The sequence below is a fragment of the Lentzea sp. HUAS TT2 genome (assembly GCF_051853195.1).
Lineage (GTDB): Bacteria > Actinomycetota > Actinomycetes > Mycobacteriales > Pseudonocardiaceae > Lentzea.
The window spans coordinates 2,024,539-2,047,520 of record NZ_CP196667.1 but is presented as its reverse complement, the minus strand read 5'-3'; the positions used below and the strand labels follow the sequence as shown (position 1 = coordinate 2,047,520).

Annotated in this window: 16 protein-coding genes and 4 tRNA genes; 8 read left to right on the top strand and 12 right to left on the bottom strand. The window is 69.1% G+C overall.

Annotation, left to right across the window (positions count from 1 at the left end):
• Nucleotides 1-155: 155 nt before the first annotated feature.
• Genes ACSHWB_RS10065 through ACSHWB_RS10055 form a run of 3 tightly spaced genes read left to right on the top strand, consistent with a single transcriptional unit; the run spans nucleotide 156 to nucleotide 5,773 of the window.
• Entirely contained in the window at nucleotides 156-926 is a 771-nt protein-coding gene (locus tag ACSHWB_RS10065) for a hypothetical protein (protein ID WP_439661813.1), read from the top strand.
• Nucleotides 923-2,425 (top strand): DNA polymerase Y family protein, encoded by a 1,503-nt coding sequence (locus tag ACSHWB_RS10060; RefSeq protein ID WP_439661812.1) that lies wholly within the window; start codon nucleotides 923-925, stop codon nucleotides 2,423-2,425. The genes ACSHWB_RS10065 and ACSHWB_RS10060 overlap by 4 nt, the downstream gene beginning before the upstream one ends.
• 60 nt (nucleotides 2,426-2,485) lie before the next feature.
• Nucleotides 2,486-5,773, top strand: a complete 3,288-nt coding sequence (locus tag ACSHWB_RS10055) for an error-prone DNA polymerase (RefSeq protein ID WP_439661811.1) — start codon at nucleotides 2,486-2,488, stop codon at nucleotides 5,771-5,773.
• Here ACSHWB_RS10055 and ACSHWB_RS10050 read toward each other — a convergent pair whose 3' ends face one another.
• The 3 genes from ACSHWB_RS10050 to ACSHWB_RS10040 form a co-directional block, all read right to left on the bottom strand.
• The gene (locus ACSHWB_RS10050) at nucleotides 5,774-6,286 is read right to left on the bottom strand and encodes a hypothetical protein (protein WP_439661810.1); all 513 of its coding nucleotides are present in this window, start codon (nucleotides 6,284-6,286) and stop codon (nucleotides 5,774-5,776) included.
• Between the two features lie 69 nt (nucleotides 6,287-6,355).
• Nucleotides 6,356-10,690 carry a hypothetical protein gene (locus ACSHWB_RS10045; protein WP_439661809.1) on the bottom strand — a complete coding sequence of 1,445 codons (4,335 nt, stop codon included), beginning with the start codon at nucleotides 10,688-10,690 and terminating at the stop codon, nucleotides 6,356-6,358.
• Nucleotides 10,691-10,694: 4 nt separating this feature from the next.
• Complete coding sequence (locus ACSHWB_RS10040) at nucleotides 10,695-11,756, bottom strand: hypothetical protein (RefSeq protein WP_439661808.1); 1,062 nt, start codon at nucleotides 11,754-11,756, stop codon at nucleotides 10,695-10,697.
• A gap of 283 nt (nucleotides 11,757-12,039) precedes the next feature.
• Between ACSHWB_RS10040 and ACSHWB_RS10035 the strand changes: the two genes are divergently transcribed.
• Entirely contained in the window at nucleotides 12,040-14,040 is a 2,001-nt protein-coding gene (locus ACSHWB_RS10035) for an RICIN domain-containing protein (protein ID WP_439661807.1), read from the top strand.
• Nucleotides 14,041-14,096: 56 nt separating this feature from the next.
• On the opposite strand, the gene ACSHWB_RS10030 is transcribed toward ACSHWB_RS10035, so the two are convergent.
• The 5 genes from ACSHWB_RS10030 to ACSHWB_RS10010 all read right to left on the bottom strand — a co-directional run bounded on the left by ACSHWB_RS10030 (nucleotide 14,097) and on the right by ACSHWB_RS10010 (nucleotide 15,357).
• Nucleotides 14,097-14,168 (bottom strand) — tRNA-Asn (locus tag ACSHWB_RS10030).
• Between the two features lie 10 nt (nucleotides 14,169-14,178).
• Nucleotides 14,179-14,267 (bottom strand) — tRNA-Ser (locus ACSHWB_RS10025).
• A gap of 12 nt (nucleotides 14,268-14,279) precedes the next feature.
• A tRNA-Phe gene (locus ACSHWB_RS10020) sits at nucleotides 14,280-14,351 on the bottom strand.
• Between the two features lie 103 nt (nucleotides 14,352-14,454).
• A tRNA-Arg gene (locus tag ACSHWB_RS10015) sits at nucleotides 14,455-14,526 on the bottom strand.
• A 267-nt stretch (nucleotides 14,527-14,793) separates the two neighbouring features.
• On the bottom strand, nucleotides 14,794-15,357 hold the full coding sequence (locus ACSHWB_RS10010; protein WP_439661806.1) for a dihydrofolate reductase family protein: 564 nt from the start codon (nucleotides 15,355-15,357) through the stop codon (nucleotides 14,794-14,796).
• A gap of 76 nt (nucleotides 15,358-15,433) precedes the next feature.
• Here ACSHWB_RS10010 and ACSHWB_RS10005 point away from each other — a divergent pair, with 76 nt between their 5' ends.
• Entirely contained in the window at nucleotides 15,434-16,003 is a 570-nt protein-coding gene (locus ACSHWB_RS10005; RefSeq protein ID WP_439661805.1) for a TetR/AcrR family transcriptional regulator, read from the top strand.
• Here the strand turns inward: ACSHWB_RS10005 and ACSHWB_RS10000 are convergent.
• The 3 genes from ACSHWB_RS10000 to ACSHWB_RS09990 are packed head-to-tail and all read right to left on the bottom strand — an operon-like array spanning nucleotide 15,993 to nucleotide 18,065.
• On the bottom strand, nucleotides 15,993-16,286 hold the full coding sequence (locus ACSHWB_RS10000; RefSeq protein WP_439664559.1) for a DUF3017 domain-containing protein: 294 nt from the start codon (nucleotides 16,284-16,286) through the stop codon (nucleotides 15,993-15,995). The two genes, ACSHWB_RS10005 and ACSHWB_RS10000, sit on opposite strands and share 11 nt — an antisense overlap.
• A 13-nt stretch (nucleotides 16,287-16,299) precedes the next feature.
• Nucleotides 16,300-17,148, bottom strand: coding sequence for a bifunctional methylenetetrahydrofolate dehydrogenase/methenyltetrahydrofolate cyclohydrolase (locus tag ACSHWB_RS09995; protein ID WP_439661804.1), 849 nt, complete (start codon nucleotides 17,146-17,148; stop codon nucleotides 16,300-16,302).
• Complete coding sequence (locus ACSHWB_RS09990) at nucleotides 17,145-18,065, bottom strand: DMT family transporter (RefSeq protein ID WP_439661803.1); 921 nt, start codon at nucleotides 18,063-18,065, stop codon at nucleotides 17,145-17,147. The genes ACSHWB_RS09995 and ACSHWB_RS09990 overlap by 4 nt, the downstream gene beginning before the upstream one ends.
• A 138-nt stretch (nucleotides 18,066-18,203) precedes the next feature.
• On the opposite strand from ACSHWB_RS09990, the gene ACSHWB_RS09985 reads away from it, so the two are divergent.
• Together ACSHWB_RS09985 and ACSHWB_RS09980 are read left to right on the top strand one after the other, a co-directional pair.
• Nucleotides 18,204-20,915, top strand: a complete 2,712-nt coding sequence (locus ACSHWB_RS09985) for a TNT domain-containing protein (protein WP_439661802.1) — start codon at nucleotides 18,204-18,206, stop codon at nucleotides 20,913-20,915.
• 81 nt (nucleotides 20,916-20,996) lie between these two features.
• On the top strand, nucleotides 20,997-21,302 hold the full coding sequence (locus ACSHWB_RS09980; RefSeq protein WP_439661801.1) for a hypothetical protein: 306 nt from the start codon (nucleotides 20,997-20,999) through the stop codon (nucleotides 21,300-21,302).
• On the opposite strand, the gene ACSHWB_RS09975 is transcribed toward ACSHWB_RS09980, so the two are convergent.
• Entirely contained in the window at nucleotides 21,288-21,839 is a 552-nt protein-coding gene (locus ACSHWB_RS09975) for a pentapeptide repeat-containing protein (protein ID WP_439664558.1), read from the bottom strand. The two genes, ACSHWB_RS09980 and ACSHWB_RS09975, sit on opposite strands and share 15 nt — an antisense overlap.
• Before the next feature lie 141 nt (nucleotides 21,840-21,980).
• On the opposite strand from ACSHWB_RS09975, the gene ACSHWB_RS09970 reads away from it, so the two are divergent.
• The gene (locus ACSHWB_RS09970; RefSeq protein ID WP_189154450.1) at nucleotides 21,981-22,961 is read left to right on the top strand and encodes a malate dehydrogenase; all 981 of its coding nucleotides are present in this window, start codon (nucleotides 21,981-21,983) and stop codon (nucleotides 22,959-22,961) included.
• The last annotated feature ends 21 nt before the right edge of the window (nucleotides 22,962-22,982 follow it).

Sequence of the window (22,982 nt, the reverse complement as noted above, 5' to 3'; positions counted from 1 at the left end):
CCAAAAGGGTGACGCTCTGGCATTGACACAAGGGTGCGTCCACGCGCTACGATCATCCCGTTCGTTCGAACAAGAGTTCGAATAAGCAAGTCGCCGAACTTCCCGCGGTGGCCGTGCACAGGGGTGCGCGCGGTCCGTGACGGGAGGTGGGTGGAGTGCTGAGGTCGGCAACGGCGTCGTTGGCCGCGCTCGGGGTGAACCCGGCCAGCGAGTTGACCAGCACCACCACCGACCACGCCACGGGGCGGGTCCTGCCGGTTCGCGGGGAACTGGCGGGCCTGCTCCCGTGGGGCGGCTTGCGGCGTGGCAGCACGGTGTCGGTGGGCGGATCGACATCGTTGCTGCTCGCCCTGCTGGCTGGTGCGACCGCGGACGGCTGCTGGGCCGCCGTGGTCGGCCTGCCCCAGGTGGGAGTGCTGGCCGCGGCGGAGTTGGGCGTCGCGGTGCAACGCCTCGCACTGATCCCACGTCCGGGCTCCGACCCAGGCCCGGTCATCGCGGCCCTGCTGGACGGCATGGACCTGGTGGCCGTCGCCTGCCCACTTCCCCCTTCCCTCGCGCGTCGCCTGACGGCCCGCGCTCGTCAACGTCGCGCGGTGCTCATCGCCTTCGGTTCCTGGCCCTCGGCCGACGTGGAGCTGACGGCGGAGTCCGTGCGCTGGAACCCGTTGAGCGACGGCGCGGAGACGTTGCGGCGTCAGCAGATCAGCGTGCGCAGCGGCGGCCGCGGTTCGGCCGGGCGCGCCAAGCAGGTGCTGCTGACGTTCGGCGAGGAAGAGATCGAGCTCCCGCTGGTGGCCGGTGGACCGGCCCGTTCCGACGAGCCGGCTGATGCCGGTCCGGAGCGGTCCGACGAACTGGCCACCAGGCGGGCAGAAGCAATCGAACGCCTGGTCAGGCTCGCGCAGAAGAGTCCGTCGACGTGAGGGAGACACGTCTGCTCGCGGTCTGGTGTCCTGACTGGCCCGTCGTCGCCGCCTGCACCGCCACCGGCACCGCCCTGCACGTGCCGGTGGCGGTGGTCGACGGCAACGAGATCGTGTCCACCTCGGCCGTGGCGCGGTCCGAGGGGATTCGCCGGGCCATGCGCAGGCGCGCGGCCGAGGCGATGTGCCCGGAGCTCATCACCTTCGAGCACGACCCGCAGCGCGACGCCCGGTTCTTCGAGCCGGTCGCGGAGGCCGTCGAGGAGCTGGCGCCCGGCATCGAGGTCGTGCAGCCGGGACTGGTCGCGGTGCCGGCGCAGGGACCGGTCGGCTACTTCAAGTCGGCGGAGCAGGCGGCCGAACGGATCGTCGACCACGTCGCCACCCGCACCGGCACGGAGGCCCAGGTGGGCGTGGCCGACAGCCTGTTCGCGGCCACGAAAGCCGCGCACCGCAACGTGATCGTGCCGCCGGAGCGGACCGCGGAGTTCCTGAAACCGTTGGGCGTGCACGAACTCGACGCTCCCGAGCTGGTCGACCTGCTCAGAAGGCTCGGCCTCAAGACGCTCGGCGCGTTCGCGGAGGTGCCGGAGAACGCGGTGGCGTCGAGGTTCGGCGGCCCCGCCACGAGGCAGCACCGGCTGGCCCGCGGGTTGCCGGAACGCCCGCTCGACAAGCGCAGGCCCGCGCCGGAGCTGGCCGTCACCGAGACCTTCGACGAACCGGTCGAGCGCATCGACGCGGCCGCGTTCGCCGCGAAGATCCTCTCGGAACGGCTGCACGAGAACCTCGCGGCCAGAAGTCTCGCGTGCACACGGCTCGGCATCCACGCCCGCACCGAGAACGACGAGGAGCTGCACCGGGTGTGGCGGGCCGCGGAACCGTTGACACCACGGGGGATCGCGGACCGGGTGCGCTGGCAGCTCGACGGCTGGCTCACCCGCGAACGCCTCACCTCCGGCATCCGCACGCTCACCCTCGAACCTGTCGAGGTCGTCAACGGCACCGCGCTGCAGCTCGGGTTGTGGGGCCACGACGACGAACGCGCGGTGCGGGCGTTGCTGCACGTGCAGGGGCTGCTCGGCCCGGACGGCGTGCTCACCGGGGTCATCGACGGAGGCAGGGGGCCGAAGGAACAGGTCAGGCTCGTGCCGTGGGGCGACGAACGGGTGCCGGCCCGCAACCCTGACCACCCGTGGCCCGGCCGGCTCACCAGGGCGCCCGCGACGCTCGCCGACGACCCCGCGGAGCTCAGCGACGAGAACGGCGCCGAGGTCGGCGTGACCGGCAGGCTCGAGCTCACCGCGCAGCCGAAGAAGCTGACCGTCAAAGGGAAAGCGCGCGAGATCACCGCGTGGGCCGGTCCGTGGCCGGTCGACGAGCGGTGGTGGGCGCCGGACCCGCACCGGGCCGCGCGCATCCAGGTGCAGACGAACGACCAGGCGTTCCTGCTGATCCGCAGGAACAAGAAGTGGTTTCTGGAAGGGGTGTACGACTGATGCAGGACGAGTACTGGGATCTGCTGGAGACTTTGATCCCGTTGCCGCGCAAGGAAGTCGATGGGCTGGAATAACCCGCCGGTCCGCTGGCGGGAGCTGGAACGGGCTCTCTCCGGCAAGCCCTACGAGCAGAAACCCGACGGCGGTGACGGTCCGGGGTGGGGAAGACACCGCGACCGCTACACCGCCCCGCCGGGTTTCGAGCTGCGCGCGGACGAGCTCGCGACCACTCGCAAGCGCGTGCCGTACGCGGAACTGCACTGCCACTCCAACTTCAGCTGGCTCGACGGCGCGAGTCATCCAGAGGAACTGGTCGAGGAGGCACAACGGCTCAAGCTCGACGCCATCGCGATCACCGACCACGACGGCATGTACGGCGTCGTGCGGTTCGCCGAGGCCGCCAAGGAACTCGGCATGCACACGGTGTTCGGCGCCGAGCTGAGCATCGGACTGAGCAGACCCGCCAACGGCGAACCGGATCCCGAGGGCGACCACCTGCTTCTCCTCGCCCGCCAACAGCCCGGCTACCACGGGCTGTGCCGCACGCTCACCACCGGCCATCTCGAAGAGGGGGCGGAGAAGGGCAAACCCGTCTACGACATCGACCAGATCGTCGCCGACACCAAGGGCGACGTCGTGGTGCTCACGGGCTGCCGCAAGGGAACCGTCCGCAGGGCGTTGGTGAGAGAAGGTCCGGAGGCGGCGTTCGAGGAGATCGTCAGGCTCACCGACCTGTTCGGCAAGGGACGCGTCTACGTCGAGCTGACCGACCACGGCCTGCCGGAGGACAGCAGGCGCAACGACATCCTCAACGCGATGGCGCAGAAGCTGCAACTTCCCGTCGTGGCAACGAATGCGGTGCACTACGCGACCCCGAACCGCGGCAGGCTCGCCGCCGCGATGGCCGCCGTGCGCGCGCGGAGCAGCCTCGACGACATGGCCGGCTGGCTGCCGCCGTCCCCCGCCGCGTTCCTGCGCAGCGGTGAGGAGATGTTCCACCGGTTCCGCCGTTTCCCCGGAGCCGTGCACAACGCCGCGTTGCTCGGCATGCAACTGGCGTTCGACCTGCGGCTGGTCGCGCCGAAGCTGCCACCGTTCGACGTGCCGGACGGCCACACCGAGATCAGCTGGCTGCGCCACCTCACCTACGAAGGCGCGCGCCGGCGGTACGACGAGAGCGACGAGAAGGCGTTCGGGCAGATCGAGCACGAACTGCGGATCATCGAACAGCTCGGGTTCCCCGGCTACTTCCTCGTCGTGCACGACATCGTGGACTTCTGCAAGCGCAACGACATCCTCTGCCAGGGCAGGGGCAGCGCGGCGAACTCCGCGGTGTGCTTCGCGCTCGGCATCACCAACGTCGACGCGGTCCGCTTCGACCTGCTCTTCGAACGGTTCCTCGCCCCCGCCCGCGACGGCCCTCCCGACATCGACGTCGACATCGAGTCCGACCGGCGCGAGGAGGTCATCCAGCACGTTTATGAGAAGTACGACCGCAGGCACGCGGCGCAGGTCGCGAACGTCATCACCTACCGCGCCCGTTCCGCGGTGCGCGACATGGCCCGCGCGCTCGGCCACTCGCCGGGCCAGCAGGACGCGTGGAGCAAGCAGATAGACAGGTGGGGCCCGCTCGACACCACCACCGACGACTGCGACATCCCGCGAGACGTGCTGGAACTCTCCGCGCAGCTGGAGAACTTCCCGCGCCACCTGGGCATCCACTCCGGCGGCATGGTGATCTGCGACCGCGCCGTCAGCGAGGTGTGCCCGGTGGAGAAGGCGCGCATGGACAAGCGCACGGTGCTGCAGTGGGACAAGGACGACTGCGCGTCCATCGGCCTGGTGAAGTTCGACCTGCTCGGCCTCGGCATGCTCTCCGCACTGCACTACGCCATCGACCTCGTCCGCGACCACGAAGGCGTCGACGTGGACATGGGCAAGATCGACCTCGCCGACGCCGCCGTCTACGAGATGCTCCAGAAAGCCGACTCGGTCGGTGTCTTCCAGGTGGAGAGCCGCGCGCAGATGGCGACGCTGCCGCGCCTGAAGCCGCGCAAGTTCTACGACCTGGTCGTCGAGGTGGCGCTGATCAGGCCGGGCCCGATCCAGGGCGGCTCGGTGCACCCGTACATCCGCCGCCGCAACGAGGTCGAGAAGTGGGACTACGACCACCCGTTGCTGGAGAACGCGCTGAAGAAGACCTACGGCGTGCCGTTGTTCCAGGAACAGCTCATGCAGATCGCGGTCGACGTGGCCGGCTTCGCCGCCGCCGAGGCCGACGAACTGCGCCGCGCGATGGGCGCCAAACGCTCGACGGCTCGCATGGAACGCCTGCGCGACCGCTTCTACGAGGGCTGCGCCGCCCAGGGCATCGACGCCGAACTCGCCGGCCGCATCTACGCGAAGCTCCTGGCGTTCGCGAACTTCGGCTTCCCGGAGTCGCACGCGCTGTCGTTCGCGCACCTGGTGTTCGTGAGCGCGTGGTTCAAGCTCTACCACCCGGCGGCGTTCTGCGCGGCCCTGCTCAGGGCTCAGCCGATGGGCTTCTACTCGCCGCAGTCGCTGGTGATCGACGCCCGGCGCCACGGCGTGACGGTGCACGGCCCGTGCGTGAACCGCTCGCTGCCCTGGGCGGGCCTGGAACCGTTCGAGGGCAAGAACGCCGTTCGCATCGGTCTGTCCGCCGTCCGCGGCATCGGCGACGCGGACGCCGACCGAATCGTTGCCGCACAACCGTTCCGCGACATGGAGGACTTCGGCACCCGAGTGCAGCTCACCGCGGCCCAGGTGGAGGCCCTCGCCACCGCGGGTGCCTTCTCCTGCTTCGGCCTGGAACGCCGCGAAGCGCTCTGGGCGGCCGGCGCGGTGGCAGCCATCCGGCCGGACCGCCTGCCCGGCACCGTGGTCGGCGTCGACGCACCCGCGTTGCCCGGCATGGACGACGTGGAACTGGCGGTGGCGGACGTCTGGGCCACGGGCCTGTCGCCGGACAGCTTCCCGACCCAGTTCGTCCGGTCCACTTTGGACTCGATGGGCGCACTGCCGGTGGACTCGCTCGCCTCGGTCGAACCCGGCACCCGAGTGCTGATCGGTGGCGCGGTGACACACCGGCAACGGCCGGCGACGGCGGGCGGGGTCACGTTCCTCAACATCGAGGACGAGACGGGCATGGTGAACGTCGTGTGCTCGCCGGGGTTGTGGGCGCGGTACCGGCGGGTGGCGCGGGGCAGCGGCGCGATGCTCGTGCGAGGCGTGGTCGAGTCCGCCGAGGGGGTGGTCAGCCTGCTGGCGGACCGGTTGCAGCACCTGGACCTGCGGATCCCGTCGAAGTCACGGGACTTCCGCTGATCAGCCCTGTTCGGCGCGACGCTGTTCCCAGCGCTGGACGATCTGCTCGGCGGTGGCCTGGTCGATCTGGACGAACCTGCCGTTGTGGCGGCCGCGCTGCCAGTCCTCGCGGACGTAGCTGCGTTCCCAGCCCGATCCCGCGACGTAACGCTCCTCCCGCTCGAAGGCCTGCGCCGTCGTCCACGTCCTGAGCAGCCCGGTCGGATCGTCCGGCACGGATCCCTGGTCGACCCACGCGAGGTACGAGTACTGCTCGTCAGAGGACACGACCTGGAGCGCTCGCTCGCGCACCGCCTTCTGGAACCGTGCCGCCGTCTCCACGTCGACCTGGTGCACCTCGCCGGAACCGGTCTCCGCACTGCTCAACGCGGTGCTGGGTGACCACATGAGGTCGCTCGTGAACACCTCGTCGTGCACCTGCCCGCCGTCGTCCACCCAGCGGCGGCACATCACCGCGGGTTCTTCCGGCCGCGGATGGGCGTCGGTGACGATGGCGAAGTATGCGTACCGCACCTGTACCTCTTCTCATGGAGAGAGGTGCCCCTCGCGGGTACGAGGGGCACCTCGGTCATCGTCAGGTCACTACGACGGCCACTTCACCGGGAACTCCGGGATCCTGATCGCGCCTTCGGGAGGCTTGATCGGGCTGAAGAGCTTCTTCGTCTCCAGCTTGATCGCTTCACTCTGGCCCTCGAGAATCGAGATCTTCGTCTTCTCGAAGTGCGTGAGCGGGCGACCTTCGGTCCTGGCCTGAGCCTCGATCGCCGTGATGGCCGCACGGAGCGTACGGCGGTCTTCGTAGAACGGGGTCTCCGTGACCTTCGCGGCGTACCCGTCAGGAGTGTGGAGCTGCAGCTCGAACAGCTGTCCCTCCGGCGACTCCCAGGTCATGTTGATACCGGGATAACCGCCGGTGGGCTCTGCCCCTTCCGGGAGGTCCTTCTGGTTGCGGAACCAGAAGTTCTTGAGCTCGATCCGCGTGTACCCCTTCTTCGCGAACTCCTTGATCAGGTTCTCGTAGCCCGGCGTGTACTTGTTCGGTTCGAAGATGTAGGTGTACCGGACCGAGTCGTTCATCTTCGACTTGATCGACTCCGGTGACTTCTTGCCGCCGTCCGTCTCCTCGAACTGCTTGCGCATGAAGGACGACTCGCTCTTGAGCTCCTTTCCGAAGCCCTCGCGCCGCGCACCCACGGTCCTCGCGATCTCGTCGATGTCCGGGGTGATCGCCTTCTCCGCGATTCCGGCCTTCCTCAGCTGCTCCTTGCCCCAGACGTAGTCGTCCGCGTCGATCCGGATCTTGAGCTCGTCGAGGTCGTGGCGGTACTGACCGTTCACCACCCGAGGCTTGTAGTACGTCTCCTCGGCGTTCGGGTCCGGGTCCGGGCATCCCGCTGCCGAAGCCGACATCAGGCCCAGCGCACAGGTCGAGGGCTGCTCGACCTTGAGCTTCGCGTCGTCAAGCTTGGCCAGGCCGTTCTCGATCCTGATCGAGCCGCCGTCGACGCGCAGGGTCGAGCCGTCGAGCTTGTCGAGGTCGCCCTCCAGCCGGCTGGAGTACGAATCCAGGCGGTAGAGCCGGCCGTCGATCGCGACGACGGCGTTGTCGATCTTGCCGACGCCGTTCTCGATGCGGACCTTGGCGTTGAGGATCTCGCCGACCGAACTGGGAAGCCTGTCCGGCACGCTGTCGTGCAGTCTCACCACGAAGGTGCGGAGATCGGCGACGTTGTCGAGAACCCTGCCGACGCCCTTGCCGAGGGAGTTCTTCAGCATGGCGAGCGTCTTGGTCAACGCCCCGGCGCCGCCGCTGAACGCCGCGCTCGTCGCACCGAACGACACGTCCCAGATCGTCAGGCCGAGTGCCTTGGCCGGGTTGTCGTGCCACTCCTCCAGGTGGATCAGCGTGTACGGGTTCTGGACCGTGTAGACCAGTCCGTCCCAGATCTGCTTGCACGACGAGTAGTCGCCGGCGACTACCGTGCCGCCGATGCAGTCCAGGGTCGTGAGCAAGCCGTCCAGCGCACCCGTGGCGCCTTCGACGATGCCCTGGCCGATCTGCTTGTAGAGCAGCGTGAGCTGGTCCTTGCCGTCGCGCAGCAACTGGCAGGCGGCCTGGTCACCGGCGGCACACCGTGCACCCGCCTTCATCGACTCGAGCGCGGCCTCGCCATAGGCCCTGAGACCGTTCTTGGTGGTCTCCTCCACCTTGCCGACCGCGCGTTTGCAGGCTTCGAAGTTGCCCTGCTTGAGGCACTGGTCGATCGTGATGATGCCCCTGGCCAGCTCGCTGTTGAGAGCCGCGGCCTTCTGCGCGGCTTCCTCCCGCGCGATCTGCTCGGCCCTGTCGAGCCGGATGCGGTACTCGTGGACGTCCTGGATCCGGTCGGCGACCGACTGGACGAACTCCTGCACCTTGTCGGCGCTGGCCCGTGCCATCGTGTAGATCTGCTCGGTCGCCGCTGCCGCCCGGTCCGCACTCGCGGCCGAGGCGCTGGCTGCCGCGGCGGCGTTGCCGGCGGCAACGGCGTCCTGCTGGGCGTTGTTCGCCCACCGGCCCGCGGTGCCGGCCGCGCTGTGTGCTCCCTGGGCGTGCTGCACGGCCTGGTTCGCCGCGTCGTTCGCCGTCTGGGCGTACTGCGCCGCCTCGTTCGCGGAGTTGGCGGCACGGGCCGCCGCCTCGTACGCGGGCTTCACGTCCGCGACGGCGTCGTCGGCCGCCTTGGACGCCCTGACCGCTGCCTGGGCCGCCTCGTCCGCCTTCTCGCGGGCCTGCCGGGACTGCTCCTCGCTGATGAGCAGTGCGTCGGCGACGGTCTGCAGCGCCCTGCGGGCGTCGGCGTTGATCGCCGCGAACGGCTTGAGGATCACCTCGACCGCTCGCGCCGAGTCGATGACCAGTGAGGCGGACGCTGCCGCCGCCGACGCCGCCCGGTCCGCGATCACGGACTGGAAGACGGCCTGGTTCGCCTCGCGGACCGAGGCTTCCGCCTCCTGCTGGGTCATCTCGGCGGACGCGTTGGCGCCCAGCGCCACGTTCACCGCTTCCAGCGTGATCCGGTGTGCCTCGTCGGCGGCCCGGCGTGCGGTCACCGCCTCCCTGGTCGCCGTGTTCGCCGCGTTGCGCGCGGCCTGTGCGGCCGCCGCGGCGCGCTGTGCCGCTGCCTGTGCCGCCGATGCCGACGCCGCCGCGGCCGAGGCCCAGCCCGCCGACTCGTTCGCGGCACCGCGGGCGACGCCGACCTGGCCGCGTATCTCCCTGGTGACCTCCTCGACGTTCTCGCCGCGTTCCCTGGCGAGCGCCTCACGATCACGGAGCGCGAGCTCCATGCGGTCGAGGCTCATCAGGTTGGCGGAGTGCAGCTTGCCGATCACGTCGACCTGGGTCTGGATCGAGCGGACCTTGTCCACCGCGGCGTCGTGCTCGCCGGCCAGCCGTGAGGCTTCGGCGTTCGCGGCGAAGGCCGTGTTCGCCGTGGAGGCCGCGTTGCGTGCGGCGTTCTGGGCGGCGACGCGGTGGTTGCGTGCCGCCGCGGCGTTGCGCTGGGCGTCCGCGGCCTTGGCGATCGCGATGTTCTTCTGCTGTTCCGCGCGGTTGCGCGCGGCGATCGCGATGTCGCGCTGCTTCTTCGCCGCTTCGGCGAGCTCGGCCGCCTTGGTCGCCTGGCGTTCGGCCTCCGCGCGGTACTTGTGCGCGTTGTTGGCGTGTTCCTGGGCGTTGCGGTCGGCGTCGAGCGCGCGGCTGTCGGCCAGCGTGGCCGTGGCCGCGTGCATCGACGTCTCGGCGGCCAGCGCGGCGGCGTCGACGGCGTTGCCGATGCCGATGGTGACCTTGGCCCAGTCCAGGCCGTCGGTCATGCCGGTCTCGACCAGTCGTTGCGCCGCGTTGCGCGCACGCGTGTTCGTCTCGACGGACGCCAGCGCGATGCGGTCGGCGGCTTCGGCCTCCCGCGCGGCGTTGGCGCGCTCGACGTCGAGCAGCTCGTTGCGCCCGAGCTGACCATGAGCGCGGCCCGGCTTGTCGTCGCGGAAGATCTGGTCCGCCTTGTGAGCCGCTTCCACGGCCCGCTTCATGGCGTACGTGACGTCTTCCAGGTGCTTGACCGCGTCGATGTTGGCCCGCATGATCTCGGCCCGCGCGTTCGCCGCCGTCTCCGCGCGGCGAGCGATCTGGTCGAGCTCGGTGATCGACCTGTTGCGATCCTCCAGCGCCTTCTGGATGACGATCTGGAAGTCGTGGTCCCGCTTGTTCGCCTCGTGGTAGTCGACGAGGTAGAACTGGCGGATCCGCGCGTAGTCGTTGCTCGCGAGGGCGGCCTCGCCCTCGATCTTCACCTGCTGGCCGCCGATGGCGACCATGTCCCGGACGCGGGCGATGATGCGGTCCTGCTCGGCCTTGTCGTCCTCGGCCTGCTGCTTGTCCTGCTTCAGCGCGATCTCGTAGCCGTAGGCCACGAAGTCCCTGATCGCCCGGTCACCGGCGTCCAACGCGCGCTGTGCGCCGGCCTTGACGTTCGGGCCACCGGTGCGCGCCCACTCCGTGACCTTGGCGCGGTTCTGCGCGTTCTCGGCGGCCTTGCGCTGGTCGGCACGCGCCTGCGCCTCCGCCTGACCGTGGTCGAGGAACCAGATCAGCTTCTCTTTGGTGTTGACCGCCAACGCGGCTTTGGCCGCGTCGCGCACCTCGACGTCTTCCGCGTGTTCGGAGATGTCGGTGACGAACATCTTGTAGAACTCGTACTCCTCGTCCACTTCCTGTGGAGGAGGGTCGTTGTTCGCGGCCTGCTGCAGCACCGGAACCGGTTGCGGGGCAGCGGTCGCCTGCACCGTCCCACCGAAGAGGGTGAGGACGAGAGCGGCGGAAACGGGCACGACTGATCTGCGCCACAACGAGGTGGCGCCTGAGGTTCTTCTCATGGTGTCAGCGATCCCCCAGATCGCGGTCGGCGGCGTCCTTCGCCGCCTTACGAGCTTGTTCGGCGACGACCTGCCACTTGGCCGCGGAGTCGCGGGTCTGGCGAGCCGCCTCCTCCCACGTCATGCGACCGTTGTTCGCCTCTTCCAGAATCGCGAGCCAGTCCTGTTCGGACTGCGCGGCGCGGGCGTACTCGGCGACCCGGACCCACATGGCCGCCTGCGTGTCCGCCTTCGCCTTCTCCGCCAACCAGTCCACAGAGGACTGACCGGCTTCGCGGTCGATCTGTTCCCAGGTCTGCTTGGCTTCCAGCCGGTGTTTGCGCGCCAGCTCACCGGAGGCCTCGCGCTCGGCCTTCTCCGCGGCGAGTGCCGAGGCGGTCAACCGCTCGATCTGGTCGTGCCAGATCTGGTTCTGCTCGGTGGTGGTGCGGACGAACCGCTCGGTGTCGAGCATCGCCCCGATCTTCCACTCGTACTTGAAGAACAGGCCGATCGACCGGTCGTCGCCACCGTCGAGTGCGCGCCGTGCCGCCGCACGCACCTGAACGCCGGGGTCGTCGGCGGCCAGGTGGATCACGTAGGCGCGGTCCTCGTCGGCCAGCCTGGCGAGGTTCTCCTGCCGCCTGTTCTGGTAGAGGCGGTCCAGCTCCTTGGCCCGCTCGTATCCACTGTGGACGTACGCTTGCCGGCTGGTGGCCGAGGAACGCAGTGCTTCCCCTGACGAGCCCTGGACTTCACTGCCGGGGACGGCTGTCCGGTTGATCTCCCGGATCACGGCCTCGTCGAGCTCTTCGCGCGCAGTGGCGCGCTCTTTCGCCTTGCGATAGCCGACGAGGACGAACTCGCGGATCTTCGCCTCGTTGTTCGCCGCTACCGCAACGTATGCGGCGTCACGGATCTCGGACGGAAGGTCGTAGTTGTACGACATCTGGAACACGGACTCGCGCATGGACGCGGCCAGGGCGGCAGTCGTCGTGCTGGTGACCACCGTGTCCGCGAACGCGGGAGTTGCGTGGACGGTTCCGACAAGGCCGGCCGCGAGAACCGCGGCCAGTAACGCAGGCATGAGCGTATGACGCCCCATGTGTTTCCCCCAGAAACTCACGTGGTGGGCTGGATCGCCCTAGGGAGTTACTAGCACCTGGAGCCCCGCAAGGACACAAACGATTGAGTGACCCAGGTCACAGCGCATTGCGGATGTGGCAGGCGGCGTGCGAAGTTTCCCCGGCATCCGACGACTGGGGAGTCGAGCAGCCGGGCCTGGGGGCCGTGCCGCGCTTGAAGCAGATGCCTATTCAACGAATCTTGGGGGATTCACCTTGTCCAGACGTAGTCTGGGTGGCCGTGGTGTGCGCGCATTCGCCGCGCTCGCGGTCACCATCACGTTGGTGGGTGGCCTGTTCGCCACTCCGGCGCTCGGAGCTCCGCCCGGTGTCGACGCCGGGGCACCACCTGGGGTGTCCACCGTCAGCATGAACGCCGCGCTGGTCACGGACTTCGACCAGAAACTGGCGGCAGCCAGCACGATCAGCGAGGCGGTCGAGTCCAAGCAGGCGCGGATGACCGACCTCAACTTCACCATCTGGATCTACAACAGGGCCCCGCTCAACAGTGCCATCAAGCGGGAAGCGTTGAAGGCGCTGACCAACGAGGTCGACGAGAACGCCTGTTACAACTTCATCGTCACGGGCATCCACATCGCCTACCGCGAGGACGTGCGGGCGATCCCGGTCACGGACGAGCGTCACCGGCAGCGGCTTCGGGCCGCGGCACTCGTCGGCTGGACCTCCGTGGAGTCGCACTACCTGGACTCCAGCCTCAGCGAGTTCGTCACCAAGCTGTTCATCAACACCAACGGCACGGAGAACCCCGAGGTCAAGGCGCAGGCTTCTGCCGTGCTGTCCAGCACCTCGACGGACGAGCAGCGTCAGAGGTTCGTGACCGAGGGCGTCTTCACCGCCTACAACCTCGACGTGCAGCGCCGGATCGACGCGGCCCAGCGCGAACGGCTCGAGAACGAGGCGAAGGAGGCGATGCTCAGGGCACGCGCCGACGCGTGGCGGGTCGCGGCCAGGGCGGAGCTGACCACCGCGCTCAAGATCATGAGCGACAGCGAGTTCACCTGGGAGGTCTATCGCGCTCCGCTGGCGCGCAAGTTCGTCAAGGCCGCAGCCCAGAGCGCGCTGGACACCCATGACGCGGCACTGGTCAAGGCGTTCATCTTCACCGGCGTGCACACAGCGCACCAGCAGGACGTCGCCGAGGAGAACGCCGCCCTGGCGGCGGAGACCGAGAGGCGCATCAAGGAGATCCTCGATCTCGCCAGGCAGGACGGCTACATGCCGAACCTGGTCGAGGCCGCGACCACCGCACTCGCGGGTGATCTGAAGGCGCGCAACGAGTTCATCAACCTCGGCCGCTACGACGCCGCCAAGAGGGACCAGATCAAGCCCGCGAACAACCTGGTGGTCGAGCTGCAGGGCAAGGCGTCCGGGCGATGCACCCAGATCGCCGGCGTCGACGCGCAGGCGATCGAGTACGGCCAGTACAACGAGCTGTGGGACTGCATCCGCACCGCTTACAAGCAGCTCTGGACGTTGCAGGAGGTCGGCGCCGGCGAGTACGTCCTCGTCAACGCGAACTCCCGCCAGTGCATGGACGGCCACAGCGACACGGTGCGCCAGTACCCCTGCGACACCGCCAACGGCTACCACCGCTGGACCTTCGTCGAGCGCCCCGACGGTTCCTTCCAGATCAAGAACGTCGGCACGGGCAAGTTCGTGACGGTCAAGGACAGTCTGACCCCGAACGCCAGCGTCGTCATCAACTACGGCAACACCGACGACGGTCACCAGCGCTGGCGTCTGATCAACCCGGTGCACCGTTCCGACGTCAGCTCGGTCAGCCTCGGGCGCTACCAGCTCAAGGGCGTCCAGTCCGGCCGCTGCATGCAGACCGCCGGCTACTGGGACACGCCGAACGAGGGCGCGCTCGCGAACCTCGCGGGCCAGGAGCTGTGGGAGTGCGTCGGCGGCGGCAAGATGGCGTGGGACCTCGTGGACCTGGGCGGCAAGCGGTACGCGCTCAAGAACGTGATGTCCGGCAAGTGCCTCGACGTCAAGTTCGGCAACCACATCAACGGCACTGAGCTCATCCAGTTCGACTGCCACTACGGGGGCGGTCAGCAGTTCGTGTTCAGCGCCGCGCCCGACGGCAGCTTCGTCCTGGAGAACGCGCTGATCGGCAAGGCGGCGGACGCGATCGGCAACGCCGTGCAGAACGGCGCCTGGATCGGAATGTGGGACATCAACCGCACCTCGAACCAGCGGTGGTTCCTGCAGGCCGCCTGATTCCGGCCGCAGGAGAAGGGCTCCCTCCGGGTTTCGCCGGAGGGAGCCCTTCGTCGTTCCCCTGCCAGGACTCGAACCTGGTCCTCCCGCGTAACAGTCGGGCGTGCTGCCGTCAGCACCTCAGAGGACATGGTGGAGCGGAGGATGCAGGATTCGAACCTGCGCAGCGCTCTCACGCTGACCACTGTTTTCGAGACAGCTGCCTTACCGGGCTCGGCCAATCCTCCTCAGGTCCTGCGTGGCTCCCCAGGGAGTCGAACCCTGACCACCGGGTCTTCACCCCGGTGCTCTGCCGCTTGAGCTAAAGAGCCTTGCGCGTCCCGGAGGACGCCTTTCCGTCGGATGCCCGCGAGTCGAACGCGGTGTGTCCTCATCCCAAATGAGGTGGGTTGCCGTCTCCCTCGCACCCGGAAGTACCCCTGCCAGGAGTCGAACCTGAATCTCGGCGTTCGTAGCGCCGCACTCTTTCCATTGAGCTACAAGGGTAGGAATTAAATGCACAACAAAGAAAGAGAGCCGCCCTGATCGGTTTCCCGATGGGCGGCTCCCTGAGTGGCCTTGATGCTCATGCCACTACAAGGAGCTCACCTGCGTAAACGGTCGCGAGGAGCCGGGGAACGATGACGGTCGCACGCAGGCGACAGCGCTCGTAAATCGCCGCTCCTGACTCTGCATGCTCGCCATGACGTTCCCCTTGGGCTCGGTGTGTGGCACAAGTATTGCGGCGGGCGGCGCCCGCCGTCAATCACTTTCTTAAACGCGTTCGCAAGTCATGAACGAAACTCCGCTCTCGAACAGTTGTGCATCGGTGCGCGCGAACTTCGTGATGTCGGCCTTCCCGTCGAACAACGGGATGCCGCGGCCGAACACCACCGGGTGGATCTTCAGCAGCAGCGAGTCGATCTCGGGCAGCAGTTCGCCCGCCAGCTTGCCGCCGCCGCACAGCCAGATGTCGAGGCCGTCCTCCGCCTTCAGTGCGCGGACGCGGCCGACGACGTCCGAGTTGATCACCTCGACGTCGGGCGGGGTGTCGAGCGCCTGGGACGTCACGACGAACTGGCGCAGGTGCGCGTACGGCGAGGCCAGGCCGCCGGGGGCCTGGTAGGTGTTGCGGCCCATCAGCACCGTGTCGAAGTGCTGGTTCGGCGTGTTCTCCAGGCCGGCCTCCGCGCGGAAGCTGGTGGGCACCGTCTCCGGGTAGTGGGCGTTGATGCCGGCCATGTGGTCGCCCTCGAAGACGAACCCGTCGAAGGTCCCGTCCTCGGCGGCGATGAACCCGTCCAGTGTGACGGCCACGTAGTAAACGAGCTTTCGCATAACAAGACCCCCTGAGCCTGTCGTTCAACCACGACAACTGTAGTACTATGTCTGTAGTGGTTGTCAAGGAGGCGGCGTGGTCCGGAACGAGGCACGGCGAACTGCTCTGTTGGACGCGGCGATCGACGTCCTGGCGCAGGAGGGCGCGCGGGGGCTGACCTACCGCGCGATCGACGCGAAGGCGGAGGTGCCGGCGGGCACGGCGTCGAACTACTTCGCGAACCGCGACGAGCTGATGTCCGCGGTCATGACGCGGGTGCACGACCGGCTCATGCCGTCGGACGAGTCGGTGGCGGAGTCACTGGCGATGCCGCGCGACAAGCAGCTCACGCTCAAGTTCATGCACGACATCATCAAGCGCGCGGACGCCGACAAGGCCTGCTACCTCGCGATGATGGAGCTGCGGCTGGAGGCCACGCGCAGGCCGGAGATCCGCACAGCGCTCACGAGGACGATCGCCGACAACATCGAGGCCAACGTCGCGTTCAACGAGGAGTCGGGGCTGCCGGGCGACCGGATGACCGTCGTCTCGCTCTACTTCGCGATGACAGGGTTGATCTACGAACGGCTGACGCTGCCGGACGTGGTGGCCACCATGGACCTCGACGAGCTGGTCGAGGTCCTGGTGGACCGCGCTATCGGCTGAGCGGGCCGCCGGCGATCGTCAGGGCGACGGCGATCACCACGATGCCCAGCGTCGAGTACAGGAACGCGTCCATGCCACGGCCGCGGATCTTGATCAGGCCCGCCTGCTCGTCGGTCACGAGGATCCGCAGCACGGCCGCGACCAGCAGCGACACGCCGAGCAGCACCGCGCCCTGCCGCCAGTGGTACTGGAAGATCCGCACCAGCCCGAGCACGCTGACACCCAGCACCAGCGCGAACGGCAGGTGCTTCGCGGGTCCCGATCGCCAGCGCTGTTCCGGCATGAGCGCCTCTGCGTCAGACCGCTGCATTGGCGCGCTCGGCGGCTTCGACGGTGTTGGTCAGCAGCATCGCGACGGTCATCGGGCCGGCGCCACCGGGGATCGGGGCGAGCCAGCCGGCGACCTCGCGGACCTCGGGGGCCACGTCGCCGACGAGACCGGCCTCGGTGCGGGTGATGCCGACGTCGACCACGGCCGCGCCGGGCTTGACCATGTCCGCGGTGATCAGGCCGGGGCTGCCGGCACCGGCGATCACGATGTCCGCGCGGCGCACCTCCGCCGCCAGGTCCTTCGTGCCGGTGTGGCACAGCGTCACGGTGGCGTTCTCGCTGCGGCGGGTCAGCAGCAGGCCGATCGGGCGGCCCACGGTGACGCCGCGCCCGACGACGGTGACGTTCGCGCCCGAGATCGGCACGTCGTAGCGGCGCAGCAGCTCCACGATGCCTCGCGGCGTCGCGGGCAGCGCGGCCTCCTCGCCGAGGACGAGCTTGCCGAGGTTGACCGGGTGCAGGCCGTCGCCGTCCTTGGCGGGGTCGATGCGCTCCAGGATCGCGTTCGCGTTGAGGTGCTTGGGCAGCGGCAGCTGGACGATGTACGCGGTGACCTCGGGGTTCGCGTTCAGCTCGTCGATGACGGCCTCGAGCTCCGCCTGCGTGGTCGACTCGGGCAGGTCGCGCCGGATCGACTTGATGCCGACCTTCTCGCACGCGCGGTGCTTGCCCTTGACGTACGAGTGCGAGCCGGGGTCGTCGCCGACCAGCACGGTGGCCAGGCCCACGGAGCCGGGCAGCGCGGCTACCCGCGCCTTCAGGTCCTCGAACAGCGCGTTCCGGGTTTCGTTGCCGTTGAGCAGCGTCGCAGTCACGTCCTCATCCTCCCATTGGGCAGGGCCGCGACGCCCACCGACACCAGCGTCAGCACCACGCCGATCACCGTCGGCAACACCAGGTGCCCGCTCACCGCGTCGAGCAGCACGGCCCCGATGAGCTGCCCGGACACACCGCACAGCCCCACCATCAGCACGCCGATGAACCGCACCGACGCGATCGCGCCACCCACGCCCACGATGCCCAGCAACCCGCCGAGGTAGAGCCACCACTCGGAGGGGAACGCGCCGGGCACTCCGCTCCACGTCACGGCGTTGACCAGCGACAACGCCGCTGTGCCCACGCTGAAGTTCACCAGGATCGTCGCCAGGGAGTTGGCCGCGGCCTCGCGCACCAGCCCGTTCACCGCCTGCTGCCAGCCCATCATCAGGCCTGCGATCAGCGGCAGCACCGCGAGCCACAACGCGCCGGGCGACGTGAACTGGTGCGACACCGCGATCGTGACGGCGATAACACCGACGGCCGCTCCGACGACACGTGTTCTTGTAAACGGCTTCGACTCGCCGGGACCGACCCCGAGGTTGTCCATGACCATGCTGCTCACGACCTGTCCGATCACGACCGCGACCGTGAACACCGCCACACCGATGGTCGCGACCGCGAGCCCCTGCGAGCCCACGAGCACCGCGCCGCTGACGCCGCCGACGCACTCCCACCAGCGGATGCGGCGGTTCCGCAGCGCGTCGCGCAGCCGCAGCAGCCCGTCCCGCCCGGACTGTCGCGACAGGACCACGACGAGCATCACGAGCCACCCGCCGGCGAACGAGATCAACGCCGCGAGCAGTCCGTTGCCCAGCGACTGGGCCAGCGAACCGTTGACGCGCGCCTGGACCGCGATGGCCACTCCACCCGCTGCCGCCAGCAGACCGCCGGTCACCTGCGCGGACCGCGTCACATGGCCTCCAGACCCGACGAACGTGTTCTTGATCAGCTTTAACCATGCACGTCCAGCGCGTTATGGTCGGGCCTCCACCGTTCGGCGCAGTAGCGGGGGACGTGTGCGATCCGGCGAGTTGCGGGGGAAGATGTTGGCGTGTCCGAGCCGAAGCCGTTGAACCCTACCGAGCAGGACGCTCTGGTTAAGCAGATCGGCCTGACTCTGATGCGGGCCGCACCAGAGGACTGGCGCAGTGTGATCGCGCAGTACCGCGCCACCGGCCGGTACTTCGAGCTGGAGGCCGAGCTCAAGCTGCAGGACGGCTCCAAGCGCGCCTGGCAGGTGCCGCAGGACGCGGCCTCCCTGTTCGCGCGCCTGCGGGCCGGCATGCACCGCGAGGGCCGGGGGAGCTGGACCAACGCGCGGTACCAGCTCGACCACCCCTCCAGCTACAACCTCGACTTCGACCGCGCGGAGCCGAGCTGGCAGACGCCTCCGCCGCACCAGGCGTACGTCGACGAGATGCGGTTCTTCCCGCGTGCCGAGGAGAACATCCCCGACTGGCTGCGCCGCAGGCTGAACCCGCCGACGCCGGTGTTCCGCACCGTCCGAGTGTTCGACGGCGCCGGACCGAACGGTCGTCCGTCGGTCAATCGGCCGCCGGTGCCGGAGCCCGAGGTCGCGCCGCTGCTCGCGTACCTGTCGAACGCGCCGGTCGCCGTGGCCGGTCGTGGCTTCGACAACGACGTGCTGCACCCGGACGCGCCGCCGGTCGTGCCGTCCGGGTTCCAGACGGACGGTGCGTGGATCTGGCCCGCCGGAGTCGCGTACTACCTGCGCAAGTACGGCGTCCCGCCCGAGCCGGAGCTGGTCGAACGCGCGCGTGCCGCCGGGTTCGCCCTGCCGGAGGTCAGCGAGGAGTCGAGGCTCGCCGCCGCGGCGAACCTGGGCGCACCCGCAGCCCCTCCCGGCACCGTGGTGCCGACGCCGACCGAGCCTGATCCGGCGCCCGCGCCCGCCGCGGACGCGACGCAGTTCGTCGCGGCCCCGAAGTTCGACGGCCCGAAGTTCGAGGCACCGAAGGCCGAGGCCCCGAAGCCCGAGATGCCGAAGTTCGAGGCGACGAAGTTCGAGGACGACGAGCCGGAGGAGTACGACTTCGAGCCGATGTACCCCGAGCCGCCCGCGGTCGAGGTCGCCGAGCAGCCGGAACCCGTGCGGGACGAGCTCGGCGAGACCCTCGCCGTGGCCTCGCCCCCGCTGGGTGGCGACGGCCCTCCGTACCGGGTGGTCTTCGACTCGGACGGCGTGCCCGGCACCGTCGTGGACGACAGGACCCTGCGCGACACGTACGGCGCGGGCATGGACCTCTTCGCCCCGCACCCGAGCGACTTCGCGGAGCAGGAGGAACCGGTCGCGGAGATCGTTCCCGAGCCGAGCGCGGAGTTCGTCCCCGAGAAGCCGAACGAAACGGCCGCCGCCGACGAACACGAAGACGTGGACGCCGACGACGAACCCGAGATCCCCACCGCAGGACCGGACGAGCCGGAACTCCTCACGCACCACCGGGAATCCGAGCTCACCGACCACCTGGACGCCGAGACCGAGGAACGCTCGCGCGACGCCATGCAGGACACGATGGCGTGGAGCCCTGTCCTCGACGAGCCGCTGGAGAGCCCGTCCGAGGTCACCGAGGAGCACCCGGTCGTTCCCGTGGCCGAGGACGGGCCCGACCTCGCCGAGGAGGAGATCGAGTCCACGACGTCGTTCGAGGCGACGTCGTTCGAGCCGGAGTTCGACGACCGGTTCGAGTCGCAGCTCGACTCGCACTTCGAACCGGAGCCCGACGCCGAGGTCGTGCCCGTGGCTCCGCTCCCGGCGCCGACGCGCTCCGAGGAGACCACCCAGTTCGACGCGGCGCTGTTCACCGAGCCGGAACCCGAGCCGGCGCCGGTGCCTGTCCCCGAGCCCGAGCCGGAGCCGGTCAAGCCGCCGCGGCAGGTCACGCAGGAGGAGGACCGCGAGCTGGCGGGCACCCGCCGCGCGCTCGACGACCTCAACGTGCCGCACGGCGTGTTCCGCATCGGCGGCGAGCCGGCCGACCGCACCTGGACGCTGCGCCTCGACGGCGACAGCTGGGAGGTGAGCTGGTTCGACCACGGCCCGAAGAGCCCTGTGCGGTTCGACAAGGTCGAGGACGCGTCGGCGTACCTGGTGGGCAAGCTCGTGCTGGGCAACTTCCGCACACCACCGCGGGCGCCCCAGCCGCCACCGCCGCCGCCGAGGCCGATGACCAACGGCTTCCGCGACGAGCCGCGCCGTCCCGTTCCGCCGCAGCGCCCGCAGATGCCTCCGCAGGCACCGTCCCCGGCGCTGGCTCCGACGCAGGTCCAGCAGGCCCCGCCGGCGCCGATGCCGGCAGCGGCACCGACGAAGGTCCAGCCGGTACCGCCTCCCGCACCGCAGCAGGCCCCGGCACCCTCGCCGGTCGCCGCGGCCGTGGCGCAGGAGGAACCGTCGAAGCGGAAGTTCCCGATCTCGCCGCTCGCGGGCGAGCCGCCGCTGACGCTGTTCCGCCACAAGCAGATGTTCGAGCTGCCGGCGGGCACCGAGGTCGACCGCTACGGCGACCAGACCGGCAACCTCGTCTACGTGGCGGGCACGCCGTTCCCGGAACGCAGCCTCGTGCCGTCGTGGATCAACCGCCCGTACCGCGTGTACCGGTTGCGCCGCCCGCTCGAGGTGCTGACCGGCGTGGCCGTGCCGTGGTTCGAGCAGCCGGGCGGCGGCACCGCCTACCTGCTGCCGAAGGCCGTCGAGGAGATGGTCGCGGAAGGCGTCTTGGTGGAGATCACGGCTGACAACTGATCGCCGCTTGGTTCTGAGGTGGCCGGGATCCGTGCGATCCCGGCCACAGCCATGTGAGCGGCGGTTTGTTCGGAGACGACGATGCAGGTGCCGTCCGACGACGAGATCGTCGACGCGTTCGGGGTGGCCCCCGAAACCGAGTGCGAGCCGTGGATCAAGGTCGTCCGGGTCGAGGACGTGCTGCTCTCGTTCGACGAGCTCGCCGCTTCCGTGCGGGTTCGGTGGTTTCAGGGCGACGAGATCGTGGTCGACCTCTACCGCGAGGGCGCGAGCCGGCTGCTCGTGTGGTCCGGTGACGGCGAGTCGCACGCCGTCGTGGAGTTCGCGGACGGGGGACTGGCTGTGCGCATCCACCCGTCCGTGCGCATCACGTCACGACACAACTAGGCCGTAGGCGGCCGCGAAGGCGATCGCCTGGTCGATGTCGATCAGGGCTCCGGCGAGCTTGGCTTGCCGGAGCCCGTTCGCGTCCACCACCGCCCCGCGCAGGTCCGCGCCCTCCAGCTTGGCGTCGAGCAGCCGCGCCCCCAGCAGGTCCGCCTTGCTCAGGTCGGTGTTGCGCAGGTCGGCCTCGCTCAGGTTCGTCTCGCGGAACCGCTGACCGCCGAGTTTCAGGTCGTACAGCGGCGCCTTCACGAACGACGCCAGCGTGAAGTCGACCTCGGTGAAGGTGATGGGCCGCAGCACGCAGTCGACGAAGTTCGAACCCATGAGGCTGCACGAGGTGAACGCCGAGCGGGTCAGGACGGTGCGGTCGAAGGTGCACTGCCGGAACGCCGTCGCCTGGTGCTGGGACTCGCCGAGATCCGTCCGGGTGAAGTCGCAGCGGGTGAACGTGCACCCCGTCGTGACGAGGTCGCGGAGGTCGGCCTCGGTGAAGTCGCAGTCGGTGAAAGAGCGCTTCTCCCAGTGCTGACCGGGCATGACGGCGTCGGAGTAGTCCTCGCCGATCTCTTCGTCGGGGATGTCCACTCTCACACTCTGCCATCGGCGACGTGTTGGTAACGTGCGGGTCGCCGGGCAGACCCGCCCGACGTCAACGAGGACCGTCATTCGGGAAGGCTCATGACCCGCACGCCCGTGAACGTCACTGTCACCGGTGCAGCCGGCCAGATCGGCTACGCACTGCTCTTCCGCATCGCTTCCGGCCACCTGCTCGGCCCGGACACCCCGGTCAACCTGCGGCTGCTGGAGATCACCCCCGCGCTGAAGGCCGCCGAGGGCACCGCGATGGAGCTCGACGACTGCGCCTTCCCGCTGCTCAAGGGCATCACGATCACCGACGACGCGAAGACCGCGTTCGACGGCGTGAACGTGGCCCTGCTCGTCGGCGCCCGCCCCCGCACCAAGGGCATGGAGCGCGGCGACCTCCTCGAAGCCAACGGTGGCATCTTCAAGCCGCAGGGCGAGGCGATCAACGCCGGTGCCGCGGACGACGTGAAGGTGCTCGTGGTCGGCAACCCGGCCAACACCAACGCCCTCATCGCCCAGCAGCACGCGCCGGACGTCCCGCGTGAGCGCTTCACCGCGATGACGCGCCTGGACCACAACCGCGCCCTGTCGCAGCTCGCCAAGAAGCTGGGCGTCGCGGTCACGGACATCCAGAACATGACGATCTGGGGCAACCACTCGGCCACCCAGTACCCGGACCTGTTCCACGCCAAGGTGGGCGACAAGACCGCCGCCGAGGCCGTGAACGACCAGGCGTGGCTGGAGAACGACTTCATCCCGACCGTCGCCAAGCGCGGCGCGGCGATCATCGAGGCCCGTGGCGCGTCTTCCGCCGCGTCCGCCGCGAACGCCGCCATCGACCACATCTACGACTGGGTCAACGGCACCGAGTGGACCTCGATGGCCATCCCGTCGGACGGTTCGTACGGCGTACCCGAGGGCATCATCTCGTCGTTCCCCGTCCGCACCTCGGGTGGTTCCTACGAGATCATCCAGGGCCTGGAGATCGACGAGTTCTCCCGCGGCCGCATCGACGCCTCCGTGGCCGAGCTGGTCGAGGAGCGCGACGCGGTCAAGGGTCTCGGCCTGATCTGAGTTTTCCGTGGCAGTGTTGGG